Here is a 19,338-nt window from a genome sequence, read left to right as displayed (position 1 = left end):
TGCATCTAATATTGGACTCACTAAATAACAGCTATGTTTTAGTATAATTTAAAAGGACATTAACATGGAATATATACCTTCTAAAATCAACTATTCTCTCCCCTTAAAAGAACATTTACCTGAAAACGTACCTAATTGGGAAATTAACTCATCTAGAAGTGTGTTGCTGATCCATGATATGCAACATTTTTTCTTAAATTTCTTCGAGCCTAAGATGAAAGATAGTTTAATAAAAAATATAAGAGTAATCAAAAATTGGGCTTACAAAAATAATGTACCCGTTGCATATACAATGCAACCAGGAGGAATGACGAAAGAACAAAGAGGACTTTTAAAAGATTTTTGGGGAGAAGGCATGAAAATGGTTGCGGAAGATAAAGCCGTTCCAAATTTTATTAGTCCTGAAGAGAGGGATTGGATTTTTACCAAATGGAGGTATAGCGCATTTCATAAAACAAACCTTTTAGAAAAGATGAATAAAAATAATAAAAATCAATTAATTATTTGTGGTGTCTACGGCCATATTGGCATATTAATGACATCACTTGAATCTTATACAAATGACATTGAAACATTTGTTGTTGCTGATGGAATTGCTGATTTTTCAGAAGATCTTCATATGAATACTCTAAATTATACTACTAAATGTTGTGCAGCATTAACCACTGTTGGAGACTTCATTAAATGAAAATAAATAATATAAATGAGGATTTAAAGCAAATTTTCTCAGATTTCAAACACCCTTTTGCTTTTTTATACAGACCAAAAATAGACAATGATAATGTTGAGTTTTTTTCTGGAGATATTACTACTCACAATACATTAGATGAACTTCCATTTGAGCCCAGCGATTCTCATCAAAGTCAGTCACAAGATGTCTTAGCTTTAATACCATTTAAACAAGTCCAAGAGAGAGGATTTGAGTTTGTTGACGATGAATCAGATCTGGTAGCAATGAAAATTAAAAAACATATTAAGCTTGAAAAAAAGAAAATATTTAAGTTAATTGAAGATCAATCTATATCTCTCGAAAAGGAGCATTATGATATTAACGATGAAGATTACCAAGATCTTGTAAAAACAATCATTTCTAACGAGATAAATAATGGCTCTGGAGCTAATTTTGTTCTAAAAAGAACATATTTAGCTGATATAAAAAATTATAACATAAAAAAGGCGTTATTTATCTTTAAAAAATTACTTAACATGGAAATGGGAGCCTATTGGACCTTTATCATAAGTACAGGAAAACGAGTTTTAATAGGTGCTACACCTGAGTGCCACATTAGCCTATCAAATAATGTTGTCACAATGAATCCTATAAGTGGTACTTATCGTTATCCTAAATCAAAACCCTTGCTTAATGACTTTCTAACATTTCTTAAAAATCCTAAAGAAATCGAAGAACTCTATATGGTTGTTGATGAAGAGCTCAAAATGATGTCCAGAGTTTGCCATGATAACATAACACTTGAAGGACCATATATAAGGCAAATGGCTAATTTAGCTCATACAGAATATTTTATAAAAGGAAAATCAAATTTACCTCCGCAACAAATTTTGAAAGAAACACTTTTTGCTCCAACAGTTACAGGAAGTCCTCTTGAAAGTGCTTGTAGAGTAATAAAAAAATATGAACCTGAGGGAAGAGGCTATTACAGTGGAGTTATAGCATTATTTGGAATAGATTCTAATTCGAATGTAACACTTGATTCATCTATTTTAATAAGAACTGCTGATATTTCTTATAAAGGAAAATTACAGATTAATGTTGGTTCGACAATTGTTCGCCACTCTCAACCAGAATTAGAAAGTTTAGAAACAAAAGCCAAGGCAAATGGATTATTAAAAGCCATCAATAGTACTTCTAATAATTCACAAATTACTCCTAGAAAAACAATGTTAACAAATCATCCAGAAGTAATAAAAACTCTGAAAATTAGAAACTTATTTTTATCTGAATTTTGGTTACCTAATAAAAAAACACGTCATCAAAAACAAGTATTACACAAAGTGAAAACATTGATCATTGATGCTGAAGATAGTTTTACATCAATGCTCTATCAAATTTTAAAATCATTCGGTTTACATGTTGATTTAAAAAAATATGATGAAAAAATCAATTTTAATGATTATCAATTATATATTTTAGGCCCCGGTCCTGGGGATCCTAGAGATAATAACGATGCTAGAGTTTCTACTTTAAAAAATATAATAAAAATACTTATTGAAGAGAAAAAACTTTTTTTAGCTATTTGTTTAAGCCATCAAATTTTATGTCAACATCTCGGATTACCTATTTCATTAAGAAAAAAACCAAATCAAGGAACTCAAAAAGAAATTAACTTATTTGGTTCAATTGAGAAAGTTGGATTTTATAACTCTTATTCAGCTATAGCATCTGAGAACTACCATATTTCAGAAGATAGTGGATTAATTGAAATAAGCAAAGATTTTAAAACTAATGAAATACATGCATTAAAAAATAAGAATTTTTCATCAATGCAATTTCATCCAGAATCGATACTAACACATAGAGGTGTCGATATTATAGAAAGAAGCTTGTTAAATATTCTTACAAAAAATGAAAATTTAACTCACAATAATAATTTAGGAAATTAGTTATGACAATAAATAATGATATCAATATTAAAGCAAGTAAAAAAGCTTGGCTGGGCTTGATTACAATTCTAGCTTTAGTTCTACTTGTTTCAATGGATGGCTCGGTACTTTATCTAGCGATGCCCAAAATTACATCTTCAATTTTACCTACAGCAGATCAATCATTATGGATACTGGATATCTATGGATTTGTTGTTGGGTCTTTGTTAGTCGCATTTGGAAACATTGGTGACCATTATGGAAGACTGAGATTAATTATATTTGGTTCAATAACATTTGGTGTCGGTTCTATTTGTGCAGCGCTTTCTACAAGCCCTGAAATGCTAATTATTAGTCGAGCAATTATGGGGCTTGGAGGAGCCACATTATTACCTTCAGGATTGGCTATTCTTAGTAATTTATTTCTTAATCCCAAAGAACTTGCACAAGCAATTGGAATATTCGCAGCTACATTTGCAGGAGGTTTTGCTATAGGACCAATTATAGGAGGATTTCTTCTAAGTAAATTTGATTGGGGTGTCGTATTTTTTATTAACATTCCAGTTATCATTTTATTTCTAATTGCTTCACCTATCTTTTTAAGAGAAGTAAAACAACCAAATTATGGAAAAATTGATTTTTTAAGTTTAATTTTATCCTTCATAGGAATTTTACTATTTACTTATTCAATTAAAACAGCGGCAGCTTATGGTTTAACAACTTTACAGCTCGTAATTGGTTTTATAGGTATTGTTTGTTTAATCTGGTTTATTAGAAGACAAAATTATATTAAATATCCATTATTGAACATTTCTTTATTTAAGGATCGTGTATTTTCTATTGCCATTGCCACTGGATTACTATCTTTAGTTGTCTGGTCAGCTTCGGGGTATTTGACCGGTATTTATCTTCAATCTGTTTTAGGACTTACCGTATTTTCAGCAGCATTATTAGCTTTACCTGGAGCAATTGTATTAATAATCACATGTATTGTGACAAATAAAATTGCTTATCGAATTGGAAAAAAAAGCTCATTAGTTATGACTCATTTATTTATTAGCATAGGATCTGCAATTCTTTTATTTACAAATACTGAAAATGGTATTATTGCTGTAATTACTTCATCTATTACTGCAGCAGTAGGATATGGTCTATCATTCAGTCTGGTGGCAGAAATAGCTGTTTCAGCCGTTCCTCCTACTAATGCAGGAGCTGCTGCCTCATTAGCAGAAACGAGTAATGAAATAGGAAATGCATTAGGAATTACTGTTTTGGGCTCTTTAGCAGCTTTTTGTTTTAGAGTTTCTGGCCCTAATCTTGCGGGGACTCTCAATGAAACACTTGATTATCCAAATATATCATTTGAATTAATCACCCAAGCCAAACTTGCCTTTGTTGATGGAATGCATATAGCTGTTGTCGTAGCAAGCATATTAACTCTTACCGTTGGTGTTTTAGCTATATGCTGGATCCCTAACTCACGTTCTAAATAAAATCTAAAGGAAATATTAATAATGCGTTTAATTCATATGATATCTGATCTAATGAAAAAATATTCATCTCGTCCCGCTATTGGTGAAAGAGATTATCAGTACATACAAGACCCGATCACAAAAGAAATATCAATCAAACTATTACCAAAATATAGAACAATAACTTTCCAGCAACTTTGGAATAAGGTTGAATATATCGCAAATGAATTGTTCTATCATCCTCAGTATCCATTAAGAGATGGCGATAAAGTTGCGATGCTAGCATTTACTAGTAGCGACTATGCTTGCATTGATATTGCTTGTATTAGGTTAGGAGCTATATCTATTCATTTACAAACAAGTTCAACTAAAGAGCAAATGCAAAAAATTTTAAATCAAACAGAGCCTTCAATAATTGCAGCTAGTGTAGAACATATAGAGACTGCTAAGCAACTAGCAAAAGAATCTCCGTTTATAAAACGTATAATAGTATTTGATTTTCATGAAAATGTAGATGAACATATAAATAAACTCAATAAATTGAATTCTATTTTAAAAGATGCTAAATCTTCGATCTCCATAGATCCTTTAACAAATATCGTAAAAATAGGCGCTACTCTACCTTTAGCTCCTCTACCAGACAATAACATAGAAGATCCCATTTCAATGTTAATTTATACATCAGGTAGCACAGGTTCTCCCAAAGGAGCTATTTATACAGAACGATTAGCATCAGCAATGTGGGGAGGAAGCTGGTCTAAAATTTTTTCTGACGAAGTAGCCATTACTATCCATTATATGCCAATGAGCCATGTAGCGGGGCATTCTTCTCTTAAAAATACTTTAGCTAGAGGTGGAATTAGTTACTTTACATCAAAAAGTAATTTATCAAGTTTCTTCGAAGACATCCAACTTGTGAGACCTACTGAACTATCACTTGTACCTCGAGTATGTGAAATGATTTATCAATATTACAATAGTGAAATAATTAAACATAGACTAGCTGAGCATAATGGGTTAAATCTTGAAACTAAACTAAAAAAAGAAATTAAAAATCATCTTTTAGGTGGAAGAATCTCATGGGCAGGATGTGCATCAGCGCCTTTATCCAAAGAATTGTATCTTTTCATGGAATCAGTTTTAGAAATAAAACTCCATAATATTTATGGTTCAACAGAGGCAGGTGTTATTTGGATTGATAATCAATTATTAAAACCTCCAGTAATGGATTATAAAATCATTGATGTCCCAGAATTAGGCTATTTCTCAACAGATAAACCTCATCCAAGAGGAGAGCTGTTATTGAAAACTAAATCAATAATTCCTGGATATTATAAAATGCCGGAATTAAACGACGAAATATTTGACAAAGACGGGTACTATATCACTGGAGATATTATCGAAGAAATTAGTGACTCAAATCTGAATTTTATAGAACGAAGAAAAAATGTAATCAAGCTTTCACAAGGAGAATTTGTAACTTTATCTGCGATTGAAGTTATTTTTAGTTCAAGCACACTAATTAAACAAATTTTTGTTTATGGGGATGGTACATGGTCAAGTTTATTAGCAGTAATTGTTCCCACACCTCAAGTACTACAACATTACAATTCAAAAGATAAAGAATTAAAACTTTTGATAAGAGATTCAATTCGAAAAATTGCAAGTGAACATAGATTAAAACCTTATGAAATACCAAGAGACTTTATTATAGAATCAGAACCATTCACTCAAAAAAATGGATTGCTATCAGATCACGGTAAACCTATTTGGCCTAAATTGAAATCGTATTACCAAGAAGATCTTAATAAATTATATGCAAAACTATCTATTAATGAGATAAATGAACTTAATAAAATTTATAAAAATAAAGATTCACAAAGCACCATTGAGACAGTAATTCAAATAGCTAGTAGCTTGCTTGGAGATATAGATAAAACAAATATTTCTGGCAATTTGAGCTTTAGAGATATTGGCGGAGATTCTCTTACTGCAGTAACTTTTTCTGTTACATTAGAAGAAGTTTTGGGAATGCGCATTCCAGTAGATAAAATTGTTAGTCCAGTTTTTACATTGAATGATATTGCAAATTATCTTGATTCTCAAAAAGACTCAACTAATACGAGACCTGATTTTACTTCAATACATGGCAGTACAGCTACAGCTGTATATGCGAATCAGTTAATGTTGAATAACTTTATAGATAAAACAATTCTTGAAAAAGCAACCCAATTAGAAATAGAAAATAAATTACCTCCAAAAAAAATATTGCTTACCGGCGCCAGTGGTTTTTTAGGACGTTTTTTGTGTTTAAAGTTATTAGAAGAATTAAGTACAAGGAATGGTAAACTGATTTGTATTGTGAGAGGAAAAAACGAAAAATCTGCTAGGCAACGGCTTTACAACTCTTTTGCATCATCTGATAAAAAATTATATGCTTATTTTAAATCACTTGCAGATAAATATTTAATAATATTAATAGGAGATATTTCAGAATCGAAACTTGGTTTAACCAATAAACAATGGGAAAATCTTGCTACGGATATTGATGCAATCTATCATATTGGGGCATTAGTTAATCATGTTTTATCTTATGAGAATATATTTGATGCAAATGTTTTAGGTACAGTAGAGCTAATAGAGCTAGCATTAACTAAACGTGTTAAGAAATTTATTTTTATGTCTAGTATAGCCGTTGCAGCCACTTCACATTTAGATGAGTACTCTGATATAAGAGTAAGCCTTCCCAATCAAAAAATAAATGCTGATTACGCAAGTGGTTATGCAATTAGTAAATGGGCTAGTGAGGTGTTGTTAAAAGAAGCTCATGAAAAATATTCTTTACCTGTTACCGTTTTTAGATCGAGTATGATACTTGCGCATAGTAAATATGATGAACAAATTAACATTAACGATATGTTTACACGGTTATTATTAAGTGTTGTAAAATCAAAAATAGCGCCTAGATCTTTTTATAAACAATCACTTAATATTAAACCTCACTATGATGGTTTACCTGTAGATTTTACGGTAACGGCCATTTTAGCTTTATCGAAAGATAATCATGACAATCATCTTACATATAATCTAGTCAATCCACATGATGATGGTATATCGCTTGATACCGTAGTGGATTGGGCTATTGAATCAGGAATTATTATTAATAAAGTTGAAAACTATAAAGATTGGATAAAACAATTTGAAAACTCAATGATTCATTTTTCTGAAAACCTGAAACAATATTCATATCTTCATCTACTATATGGTATTGAAGAGCCACAAGAAGTAATTGCAGGTTCGATTATACCTTCTGAAAGATTCAAAAGTGATATTAAGAAACATAATCTTGAAATACCACATATTACATTATCGTTAGTCAGAAAATATATTTCAGATTTAAAATTATTAGGATTTATTGAGGATAATAACAACTAATTTAAAATAATAAATTTAATTTTGGGTATTTACATGGATATGTAAATACCTCTTATGTAATTATTAGCACGTTTCAAATTCACACAAAATCTTAAATATAAAATTAAATTCCGGGCACAAAAAAAATCAAAATTTTTTCGAACTGTGATCTTCATCACGCTAGATATTAAAAGCAGGATTTGGTAAGTTGATGTCATTTTCTTTCAGTTTTTATAAGCCAAATCTTCTCTAATTCATAGGTTAGATCTAATAAAAATCATTTTTTGTTTTTTTAAAGTCTGAATAGTTATTTTTCATTTGTTGTTAAACAAAAGTATTTTTTCCATTTTTTAAAATCCTAATAATTTGTAATAAAGATCACAATTTCATAATGCACCTGTGCCTATACTACAGATAACTTTGGTAGTTGAAGTCACCAAACTTTGTTTAATATTAAGGAGATTGAAATGAAAAAATCTTTAAAAAAATGGATCAAACTGGGATTACTTTCCTCATTATGTTTGCCCATAAGTTCTGCTTTCGCAGATGATTATCAATTATCTGGTCAAAATACTCAAATCAAGATTAGCAATAGTGATGATAAAAAAAGTATTACTGTTTTTAAAATTATTAACCCCAAAAACAACGATTTAATTGATGTCAAAACATTATTTGAAATCACATTAGATTCCGGTCAGAAATTAACGGATAAAGATTTTAGTTTAGACAGTCTACAGCAAAAAGATAATAGTATTTATTTAAACTATAATGGCCATAATATGACCATTGAAACGGTTCTTAATTTACAAGACGACAAGCATTTTGCCAGCTACGAATTACAAATTACCCCTAAAAAAGATGCGCTTTCAATGACATCTATTTCATTGATGCCATTTCATTCTCAAGCCCCTTTTGTTTATGGTTCTGTGGTTAGCTCTCCAATAATTAGCGACACCTTTTTTATCATTCCTGAAAATCCATTAACCAATACTGTGGCTTACGAAGGTGGTGTTTCGCAAAAAATTCCTCAAGCAATCCCGCTACAAGCCAACCATACTCTAAGTTATAAAACTTATATTGGTACTTATGAAAATGGTCAGTTAAGACGTAATATAAATCAATTTATTAATAATGTTAGAGAGCGCCCTTACCAACCTTATCTACACTATAATTCGTGGCTAGATATTGGATTTTTCAACCCTTATACTGAAAAAGAAGCCCTATTACGTATTGATCAATATGGTCAAGAATTAGTGGAAAAACGTCATGTTAAACTAGATGGTTATCTGTTTGATGATGGATGGGATAACTTAAAGAGTAACTGGGGCTTTGGTGATAATTTTCCTGATGAGTTTAATAAGTTAAAGGTAGCATCAGAAAAATATCATGCCTCACTTGGTATTTGGTTATCACCATGGGGCGGATATAATAAACCACGTGATACTCGAGTCGCTAATGCTGCAACTTTTGGTTATGAGACAATGGACGGTAAATTAGCACTATCTGGTCCAAAGTATTATGCGAATTTCCATAAACGTATTTTAGAATTAATCAATAATCAAAATATTACCATGTTCAAACTTGATGGTACTGGTAATGCCGATAAAGTAATTAAAGGCAGTCAATTTACCAGTGATTTCGATGCTGCGATTCATTTAATTAAAGATATGCGTGAAGCTAATCATAATTTATATATTAATCTAACGACCGGTACTCAAGCGACACCTTCTTGGCTGTTTTATGCCGATTCAATTTGGCGTGGTGGCGATGATGTAAACTATTATGGTCCGGGTAGTAAAGTACAACAGTGGTTAACTTATCGTGATGCAGAAACTTACCGCTCAATAGTATTGAAAGGTCCATTATTTCCTTTAAATTCATTAATGTTACACGGTATTGTTTATGCTAAACAGGCTAAACATTTACAACAGGAAAGTGCTAATGATTTCGCCGATCAAGTTTGGAGTTATTTTGGTACCGGAACGCAATTACAAGAGTTGTATATCACACCGGAACTATTAAGTGCTCAAGATTGGGATACGCTTGCCGCTGCCGCACAATGGTCGAGAGATAATCAAAAGGTTTTATTTGACACTCATTGGATTGGAAAAGATCCTACAAAACTAGGCGTATATGGCTGGGCTGGTTGGACACCGGATAAATCCATTATCACATTACGCAATCCTTCAGATAAACAACAAGTTTATTACCTTGATTTACAGAATGATTTAGAGTTACCTGAAAATGCCGGTCAGACCTTCAAAATTAGCATTGATTATCATAGTCAATCTTATGCTCAAAAGCCGACATCAATTAAAAAATCAGCAATGATTACACTCGATCCTTTTGAAACAGTTATTATGTCTTTAACTCCGCAGTAATTTTAAATGATGCCTTATTTAATATAAATAAGGCATCAACACTTCGTTTTTTCAACAAGTATCCTGCAATACTTTTTCAATTATTTTAAACTTACCAATTAACAGTTTAATGTTAGATAAGTATTAAAATTTATATGAAAAACTTGCTTTAAAGTTGCGTGCTAAACCATAAGTATTTTCACCTAAATATAGTCGATAATCTTTGTTAAAGATATTATCAACGGCCAGTTTAACTTCAGCTTTTGGTAAAAATGTTGGCTGCCAGGTTGCAAATAAATTATGTAATGAATAACCTGATGAACGACCTAAACCATACGCGCCAAGATCAGCAAGTCCATCATGATTTCTATCTTCTGACCCTGTTCGATCTTGTTTTCTGACAAATTGAGCATTCCAACCTGCTCTTAAATTCCATTGAGGAATTTTAAAACCGGTAGTTAAAGTTGCTGTACGAGGTGAAATTGTCGCAACATAAGTTTTGTTATGCATCCATGGAGCTTGTGGCGCGGTGTCTCGCTCTCCTTTTTGAATGGAATAAGTTGCACTGGCAAACCAATATTTACTATCATAAAAAGTTTCTAGTTCAAATCCATTTACCACTAACTTTCCGGGCAGATTTCGATAATTAGATTGGCCAACCGGACACGATTTACCGGGTCCACAAATAGAGCCATTAAAACCACGAGTAACAAAAATTTCGTTAGTAACACGCTGTCTAAATAAAGTGCTTCGAACTTGTAATTTATCATCGTCTAACATTAGATTATTGAAATCGAGGATATTTCCCACTCGAATCGACAAATCACGCTCTTTTTTTAAATTGCGACTGGTTGCAGAGATTTTACCACTACCACCATTTTTAGGTGTGAATTGAACCTCATAAGTTTCATCAATAGTCGGTGCTTGCCATGCATAGCTGATATCACCGAAAAATCCGATATTTTCTGTCGCTTGCCAATATGAACCCAGTCTAGGTGTCCAACCGGCATAGGTAACAGGCGAATAATTGTGTCCATAACGAGGATCCGGATCATTATAAGCTGATGCATAATTTTTCTTACCGTGATTACGAACATAATCGTATCGAAGGCTTGGCGTTAAGACAAAATTGCTAATCGATAATTCATCTTGTAGATAAAAACTATAATTTTGTTGTTTTCCGGAAGGCATATAAGCAGGTTGGAAATAACCATGATTATAATTTGGTTTTTTCTCATAATTTTTGTAATACATCAACGTATCACGATCATGCAAATGCACTTGCGCACCAATTTTTAGAACATTATCAATTGGCCCTGTAGTAAAAATACTGTTATTTTCAAGCTCAACAGTTTTATCAGTGTAACTGACCCAACTCTCATTGCCCATGGTACCTAAAGAAGAAACCGGATTATATTTGGCCGGCCTCGTGTCATGTTGCTTTGTTTTTGAATATGTGGCACGTAAGGTAAAATCGACTAACGGATTATAAGTTGGTTGATAGTTCCATTTAAATTGCGCTGATTCATCTGTTTGATCACGTTTGACTAATTTTCTTAGCCAAGCTGCTTTATATCCATATTTTTTAATTTGAGCAGGCGTTGGCGGCGTCATCTTTTCGACATATTTTGCTGCCCATGGCTGCCATGAATCTCGTTTTGAGCGGATACCGGATATCGTGAACGTATGCTCTTCATTAGGTCTAAAATTTAATTTCCCCATATAGGTGTCCATATCATCTTCTGGAATACAAATCGAGAACCATCCGGTCTTTTAAAATTGCCACTATCGCGGTTAGTGTAGTAAAACAGTCCATCAAACATATCATCTTTTGTTCTACCGTAAACAGCAGTTGTTACCATATTTTGATGATTATTTGAATGGAAACTATATTTAACTAAAGCACCAACATATTTATCAGGATCGAGTAAATCAATCGCATCTTTAGTTTCCATAGTTACTACCCCACCAAATCCACCATTGCCAAATTTGACATCATGCGGGCCTTTATTCACTTCAATCCGTTTAAGCAATTCAGGTTCAACAAAAACCGAGCCTTGTTGGTATTTTTGGAAACCTTTTTGTGCACCATCAACAATAATTTTTACATCTTCTACTTTGCCAAATCCCCAAATATTTAACGTCTGTCCACCGGGTCTAACCGAACCGGCGGCGCTCACGCCTGGTAATGTATTGAGTAATTCAGCTACATTATCTGCTTGTTTTTGATCTATCAAACCTGATGTAAGTGTTGATCGCCCCGCAATAACGCTATTAATTTTTTTCAATTGATCTTGTGAGTTTGATCTTGCTATCACGGTAATAACATCATCGATATCTTCACTATTTACGTTACTTTTATTCCTTTTTGTCTGTAATTCTTGTTCATCTTTGTTTTCTGATGAAATATTCTCACCAGTTGAAGATTCTGCTTGAAGAGAAAAACTCATACAGAGTAACAGTATACTTATTTTCTTATATCCCATACTTAGTTCCTTTTAAAAAGCATAGTTATTAAATAAACACAACTAAATTAATATTACCCACATAAATAATAATGATAATCATTATCATATGAGAGTTAGGAAGTATAGGTTTTTTGGGTATAAATAAATAGCAAAATTTGAAATTAATTTATATCTTCGATAAATTTAAAAATACGCTGAACATAAAAAAGCCCTCTGTTTAACATGAGGGCGATATCTATTTTTTGGATTTTTAATCTGCTCCAATCTATTTATTGTCACAAATTTCATCAATTGATAACGTGGAAGGTATATTGCGATTATCGGTAAATTTGAAGCGAAATAAAAAACGAATATCATATAATCTTAATGCGTCAATCACATCTGGCTTATCACAAAATTGGTCACTAAGACCTTGTCGAATATTTTCTGAAAAATCGCTAATAGACATACTTTGACTATCTGTTGGCATATTATATTCAAAAATAACATAATTGAGATAAGAAAAAATATTAGCCACTTCATAGCCGCCTTCGACTTTAACCGGGAATTTTTCCTTAGGACCTAATAGTGAATTTTTAGCACTATCAGCTAACCCTTTTGTAATATTAGCAACAGGTGGTAATTGAGCACTATAAGCATAAGAAATGGTAAAAATCCAAGAAAACAATAATGCTAATCTCAAAAATCTTTTCATGGTATTATTCCTTTTGTTAATGAATTAAAAAAGTATAGAACCTAAAAAAACGAATAGACAGCAGTGCATTACTTTTTACGTTAGACCGTAAACCGATATATTTCTCAATTAATTTATTTTTTATTTGGGATATATTTTAACTTTTTTCAAATCAAATAGGCACTAAAAATCATCATTTCTAAATAACAATCCCTATTTACCCTTTTTGTTTATCATCATAATAAAAGTTTAGCTATACAACAGAAAATTTTTAAGTAATAAAGCTTATCTAAGTTATTTGGCGTTTAGATTTTAAGCAATATACTTTTTTATGATCTACAGCATATAACAAAATTTATTAATAAGGAAAAAAACTTACTAAACAGTAATTATTTTGGATTTCTTTTTTTTTACATTCTTTTTATTGAATCAGGCAACAAATACTGTATATTTATACATGGCATCAACAGATATAAAAATATTTGATGAATTTCGTGTTGTTTTTAGGAGAATTTTCTTGAATAAATATTGTGTAGTATTAGGGATTGTAGATAATTCAATCAAAAACTATTTACCTTTAGTTGATACACCGGTTAGAGCAGGATTTCCTTCACCGGCCGATGACTATTTGGAAACCAAGCTTGATTTGACACAGCATTTAGTCAAACATCCTAGCGCGACTTATTATATTAAAGCTGTAGGTGACTCAATGATTGATTATGGTATTTACAGTGGAGATCTATTAGTTGTTGACAGATCTTTAGAACCCAAAATAGACGATATAGTTGTTGCTGCTGTTGACGGTGAATTAACCTGTAAATGTTTAGGTATAATTGAAGAACAATACTACTTATTATCCGGCAATAAACAGTATCCCCCTATTTCGCTAACTGGTAAAGATGTCCACATTTGGGGAGTGGTAATACATACCATTCATTCGTTACGAAAACGAGGCCATTGATGATAGGATTAATTGACTGTAATAATTTTTATGCTTCGTGTGAACGTGTTTTTAACCCAAAATTAGAAGGAAAACCCATTGGTATCTTATCCAATAATGATGGATGTGTTATCGCTCGTTCTAATGAGCTCAAACCTTTAGTGCCAATGGGAATGCCAGCTTACAAAATTGAACCCAAAATTAGAAGAAAAATTAAATTATTGAGTTCTAATTATGAACTTTATGGTGATATGAGTGAGCGTGTATTTGATACAGTTCGTCATTATACTGCTGATATTGAACCCTACTCTATTGATGAAGCGTTTATTCAATTAACCGGATTTACAAATGTCACAACACATTGCAAAAACTTAAGAGCAGTTGTAAAACGTGATACAGGCATTCCGGTGAGTATCGGTATTGGTCATACCCATACTTTAGCAAAGTTAGCAAATCATATTGCTAAAAAACAACCCATTCATCAAGGCGTTTATTGTCTTCCTGATGATCCCAACTTACTGGATAATATATTAAAAACATTTCCTATTGATGAAATTTGGGGAGTTGGTAGGCGTATTGCTCAAAAATTGCAAAACCTAGGTATTACTACTGCGTTAGATCTTCGTCGTGCTAACTTAAAACAAATTAAGCAACAATTTTCAGTCGTACTTGAACGCACAATACTTGAACTAAATGGAATAAGCTGTATAGAATTGGATGATCTTTCTACCCCGAAAAAAAATATTATGACATCTCGTAGTTTTGGTCAATTAACTGGCGAATTATTTGATTTACAGGAAGCTATTCGTATTCATGCAAGCCGAGGGGCAGAAAAACTAAGGCAACAAAAATCAGTCGCAAATGCTGTACTTGTTTTTTTAAAAACAAACCACTTTCGTCAGGATTTAGCTCAATATAATCCATCGATAGTTGTACCGCTTAGTTCGCCAACTGACGATTCAAGATTAATTATTCGTGCAGCACAAAAAGGGTTACAAACAATTTATAAAAAGGGATTTATGTTTATGAAATCTGGCGTGATGTTACTTGATCTAAAGGCGAAAGATAACTATTGTCAGTCTGATTTATTTATTACTGAACAATCAATAACTTTACAACATAAGAATGATCAGTTAATGAAAACAATTGATCTGATAAATCAAAAAATGGGGAAAAATACCATTTCATTAGGTGGAACCAGAAAAGCAGCACCATGGCAAATCAAACGAGAGCTATTAAGTAAACGTTATACTACTCGTTGGAACGAATTACCATTAGTGAGATAATATTTTCCTAAACAATCTTAACATATTCTACAAATAACTCGATTATGGCAATGCGCCAAATAATTTGGGCTGATGTTTCTAGTTCACTATAGGCATTTTCAAATCATAAAGGTAAATCAGCATTTCATAATGGCGCAATAATAACAACAATACCGGATTGTTGGTTTACATTTATATCAACGCTTTTAGGATCCCATATTAACAATGGAGTTACGAAAACGTTTTAAAGCAAATAAAAAGAAAACTGTCCCAATTGCCAATAACCATGCAAAAGAAGTCCAAACGACATTTAGACCAGCTCCTCGATACAATATTGCCTGCCCTAATTCGACAAAATGAGTGGTAGGGGCAAACATCATAATATTTTGAACGATCTCAGGCATACTTTCTCTTGGTGTACTACCGCCAGATAACATTTGCAATGGCAGCAATATCAAAATAAGTAACATCGCAAATTGAGCTGTTGATTTAGCAACCGTTGCCATAAATATTCCAAGTGACGTTGTCACAAATAAATGCAGTGCCGCCCCGACAAGAAACAACGTAATCGAGCCAGCAATTGGTACATTAAGCCAACTGTGCACAACTAACAGCAAAGCTACCCATGTTGATATCAAGACGACTAACCCCATTGACCAAACTTTAGAGATCATGATTTCAAATGGCGTCACTGGCATGGAAAGAAGATGATCAATTGTGCCATGCTCTCGCTCTCGCATTAAAGCCGCACCGGTAAGAATAATCGATAACGTTGTGACAATATTGATAATTTCCATAACAGAACCGAACCAAGATCGGCTTAAATTGGGGTTAAAAGCTGTATGAACTTGAATATTAACAGGTAAATTAGTTGCTTGACTATAACGATTAACGTATTGTGTAACTTCACCAGTAATAATTTGAGTAATATAACCATTTCCAACAAAAGCCTGCCCCATTCTCGTTGCATCAATATTGAGTTGAATTTCAGGGCTTTGATTATTTAGCACATCACGTTGGAAATTAGGTGGGATATTTAACGCAAAAGTGTAACTATCAGTATCCATTCCACGATCCACTTCATCCATGGAATATAACTTAACAGGTTTGTTAAACATCGGTGGATAAAAAGCGGCAGTAATTTGTCTTGATAGTGGCGAATCATCTTCATCGACAACAGCTATTGAGGCGTGATGTAATGAATCTGATGTTGCGGTCGCGGCAATATAGATATCAAAGGTAAAACAATAAGCAATGAGCAACAGCATAATAGGATCACGTAGTAGTCCCCAAAGCTCTTTAATACCTAAACGATAAATATTAATTAAACTTTGCATAATATCTATCCATCCTGTTTTTTAAGAAGCAAAATACTGGCACCAAGCACAATTGGAATTGTGATGATTAAAGCCAAAATAGAATGGTGCAAATCAATAAGCCCTAGTGCTTTGTTAAATACGCCTCTGGCAATAATTAACATATGCGTGGTTGGATAAACTTCACCAATATAACGACCACTTCCTTCTAAAGAAGCAACCGGGTTAAGTAATCCTGAAAATTGAATTGCTGGTAACATTGTGCCTACACAGGTCAAAAAGATAACGGCGATTTGGCTACGAGTGACGGTTGAAGCAAGTAAGCCTAGTCCTGTTGAAATGATACAATATGCAAAAGCCGCAAGGCATAAAGTAAAGAGACTTCCTTTTATCGGCACACCAAAAATAGTGATAGCCATAAAAAGTAGTAACAGAAAACTCAACATCGAAATGATAATGTATGGTACCTGTTTACCTAATAAAAACTCTGCTCTTGTCACTGGCGTCACGTAGAGATTAATAATAGATCCCATCTCTTTTTCACGAACAACAGATAATGCTGCAAGCATTGAAGGGATCATAAGAAGTAATATAGGAATAACGGCTGGCACCATTGATTGCAAACTTTTGATATCCGGATTATAACGATATCGAGTTTCAATATTGGCCAAACTAGTTGAATCACTTCCGGTGGTTTCTTTCACTTTTTGGCTTAACCACGCAAGATGCATGCCTTGAACATAACCTTTAATCGTTTCAGCTCGTAGTGGCATAGCGCCGTCAATCCATACAGCAATATCAACCGGATCACCACGTTGTATATCTCGTCCAAAATTAGGGGGAATTTCGATCGCCAGCGCAATATCATTACTACGTAATCGTGCATCCATGTCGTCATAATTAGTCAGCGGTGGCCTTTCAATAAAATATCGCTTAGAACCCGATAAGTTAAGCGTGTAATTTTGGCTAACCACTGTTTGATCACGATCAAGAACAGCAAAACGTAGATCTTCAACATCCATTGTAATACCGTACCCCATGACTAACATTAAGATAGCCGAACCTAACAAAGCCAATAGAGCTCGTAAGGGATCGCGCGATAATTCAAGCGTTTCTCGCCATAAACACCCAATCATCCGTGTTAAACTAAAGCCACTAAAATGCGGGTTTTGCGTTTTTTGTATTTGATTTTCTGGCGAAGATTTCTCGGCTGTGGTTGAATTTTCTTCAGTATGATTATCGTCTGCGCCTGCATCGATTAAGTAGTTTATAAAAGCTTCTTCTAGCGTTTTTGCCCCTTTAGCAGCAATAATATTATCTGGCGTATCACTGGCTAGCACTTTACCGGCATGCATTAATGAGATGCGATCACATCTTGCTGCTTCATTCATAAAGTGTGTCGTTATAAAAACGGTAACTTTATCTTTGCGAGAAAGTTCAATGATCAAACGCCAAAAGTCATCACGTGCGATAGGGTCAACACCGGAAGTGGGCTCGTCAAGGATAAGAATTTCTGGATTATGCACTACCGCAACGGCTAAAGATAATCGCTGCTTGACACCTAAAGGCAAACTATCGGGTAGATATTGCGCTTCTTGCACTAAACCAAAACGTTTGAGTAGTTCTTGTACGCGTGCAGGAATTTTACTTTCATTGATACCGTACAAGCGAGCATGTAAAACCAGGTTTTGCTCGACAGTTAATTCGCTGTATAAAGAAAAAGCTTGCGACATATAGCCAAGATGTCGTCTGACATTAATATCACTGGCATCTACAGGTTTACCAAATAACCATGCTTCACCCGATGAAATGGGCAATAACCCGGTCAGCATTTTCATTGTCGTTGATTTTCCACAACCATTTGAGCCTAAAAAACCAAATATCTCACCTTGCTTAATAGAAAAATTAACGTGATCTACAGCTATAAAATCGCCAAATTGTTTAGTCAATCCTTTAGCTTCAATAGCTATTTGCAAATCTTTATTTAGATCTAATGGTGGAATTTCAACCGCTTGATAACCTTGTCTGGCACTTTCAGGCATTAGCTGAATAAACGCATCATCTAAATTATCTTTACCGGTTTTAGCTAATAATGATTTAGGCGTGCCGGTTTCTAAGATTTTTCCCCCATACATAGCAACCAACCAATCAAAGTTTTGTGCTTCATCCATATAAGCCGTTGCAACAATGACACTCATCTGTGGTCTTTGTTTACGAATTTTATTGATTAATTGCCAAAATTGCGCTCTTGAAAGTGGATCAACACCGGTGGTTGGCTCATCTAAAATTAACAAATCCGGATCGTGAATTAAAGCAGAGCATAAACTGACTTTTTGCTTCATACCGCCAGATAAACGGCCAGCAGGTCTTGATAAAAAAGGATATAATCCGGTACTTCGTGTTAACTCATCAATACGACGGCGTCGCTCTGCTGCATCATTACCAAATAAACGGGCAAAAAATTGAAGATTTTCTTCAACAGATAAGGTGGGGTAAAGATTTTTTCCAAGCCCTTGTGGCATGTAGGCGATACGAGTACAAACCGATTTACGATGGTCTTTGTCACGCATATCACCTTCTAAAACATAGACTAATCCTTCTTGAATAACGTGAGCACCTGCAATGAGTGAAAGTAAGCTAGATTTACCAACACCATCAGGACCAATTAATCCAACCATGCATCGAGGTGGAATAGCTAAATTAATATTGGATAACGCACAGTTTTTCTTATAATGCAAACTAACATCGCTGATTTTGACGACAGCATCATCTTCGGAGCTAGTTTCTGCGGAGTTCACTAAATCCTGTTTGTCTGATTCTGACATAAGC

Annotated in this window: 12 protein-coding genes; 7 read left to right on the top strand and 5 right to left on the bottom strand. The window is 33.4% G+C overall.

Going from position 1 to position 19,338, the window contains the following annotated elements; genetic code table 11:
* Positions 1 to 64: 64 nt before the first annotated feature.
* From J3U74_RS05990 to J3U74_RS05970, 5 genes are all read left to right on the top strand, one after another.
* Positions 65 to 688, top strand: a complete 624-nt coding sequence (locus J3U74_RS05990; protein WP_267329539.1) for an isochorismatase family protein — start codon at positions 65 to 67, stop codon at positions 686 to 688.
* Positions 685 to 2,622 (top strand): anthranilate synthase family protein, encoded by a 1,938-nt coding sequence (locus J3U74_RS05985; RefSeq protein WP_267329538.1) that lies wholly within the window; start codon positions 685 to 687, stop codon positions 2,620 to 2,622. Before J3U74_RS05990 ends, J3U74_RS05985 begins: the two co-directional genes overlap by 4 nt.
* A gap of 2 nt (positions 2,623 to 2,624) precedes the next feature.
* The gene (locus J3U74_RS05980) at positions 2,625 to 4,094 is read left to right on the top strand and encodes an MFS transporter (RefSeq protein WP_267329537.1); all 1,470 of its coding nucleotides are present in this window, start codon (positions 2,625 to 2,627) and stop codon (positions 4,092 to 4,094) included.
* Positions 4,095 to 4,115: 21 nt separating this feature from the next.
* Positions 4,116 to 7,508 carry a carboxylic acid reductase gene (gene car / locus J3U74_RS05975; RefSeq protein ID WP_267329536.1) on the top strand — a complete coding sequence of 1,131 codons (3,393 nt, stop codon included), beginning with the start codon at positions 4,116 to 4,118 and terminating at the stop codon, positions 7,506 to 7,508.
* Between the two features lie 446 nt (positions 7,509 to 7,954).
* Positions 7,955 to 9,868 carry an enterotoxin gene (locus J3U74_RS05970; protein ID WP_324099761.1) on the top strand — a complete coding sequence of 638 codons (1,914 nt, stop codon included), beginning with the start codon at positions 7,955 to 7,957 and terminating at the stop codon, positions 9,866 to 9,868.
* A 123-nt stretch (positions 9,869 to 9,991) separates the two neighbouring features.
* On the opposite strand, the gene J3U74_RS05965 is transcribed toward J3U74_RS05970, so the two are convergent.
* From J3U74_RS05965 to J3U74_RS05955, 3 genes are all read right to left on the bottom strand, one after another.
* Positions 9,992 to 11,569, bottom strand: a complete 1,578-nt coding sequence (locus tag J3U74_RS05965; protein WP_267329535.1) for a TonB-dependent receptor domain-containing protein — start codon at positions 11,567 to 11,569, stop codon at positions 9,992 to 9,994.
* Positions 11,557 to 12,333 (bottom strand): TonB-dependent receptor plug domain-containing protein, encoded by a 777-nt coding sequence (locus J3U74_RS05960; protein WP_267329534.1) that lies wholly within the window; start codon positions 12,331 to 12,333, stop codon positions 11,557 to 11,559. Before J3U74_RS05960 ends, J3U74_RS05965 begins: the two co-directional genes overlap by 13 nt.
* 247 nt (positions 12,334 to 12,580) lie before the next feature.
* Positions 12,581 to 13,009, bottom strand: a complete 429-nt coding sequence (locus J3U74_RS05955) for a hypothetical protein (protein ID WP_220217370.1) — start codon at positions 13,007 to 13,009, stop codon at positions 12,581 to 12,583.
* Positions 13,010 to 13,505: 496 nt separating this feature from the next.
* Between J3U74_RS05955 and J3U74_RS05950 the strand changes: the two genes are divergently transcribed.
* Both J3U74_RS05950 and J3U74_RS05945 read left to right on the top strand, forming a co-directional pair.
* Complete coding sequence (locus J3U74_RS05950; protein WP_267329533.1) at positions 13,506 to 13,949, top strand: LexA family protein; 444 nt, start codon at positions 13,506 to 13,508, stop codon at positions 13,947 to 13,949.
* Complete coding sequence (locus tag J3U74_RS05945) at positions 13,949 to 15,214, top strand: Y-family DNA polymerase (RefSeq protein WP_267329532.1); 1,266 nt, start codon at positions 13,949 to 13,951, stop codon at positions 15,212 to 15,214. Before J3U74_RS05950 ends, J3U74_RS05945 begins: the two co-directional genes overlap by 1 nt.
* A gap of 185 nt (positions 15,215 to 15,399) precedes the next feature.
* Here the strand turns inward: J3U74_RS05945 and J3U74_RS05940 are convergent, their stop codons facing one another.
* Positions 15,400 to 16,530, bottom strand: coding sequence for an ABC transporter permease (locus tag J3U74_RS05940; protein ID WP_220217373.1), 1,131 nt, complete (start codon positions 16,528 to 16,530; stop codon positions 15,400 to 15,402).
* Between the two features lie 5 nt (positions 16,531 to 16,535).
* A complete protein-coding gene (gene rbbA / locus J3U74_RS05935; RefSeq protein ID WP_267329531.1) occupies positions 16,536 to 19,334 on the bottom strand; it encodes a ribosome-associated ATPase/putative transporter RbbA in 2,799 nt (932 codons plus the stop codon).
* Positions 19,335 to 19,338 lie beyond the last annotated feature (4 nt).

Origin of the sequence: Gilliamella sp. B3892 (genome assembly GCF_026536305.1) — a bacterium.
Lineage (GTDB): Bacteria > Pseudomonadota > Gammaproteobacteria > Enterobacterales > Orbaceae > Gilliamella.
Note: the sequence above shows the minus strand (reverse complement) of the source record. Positions and strands in the feature narration are given on the sequence as shown.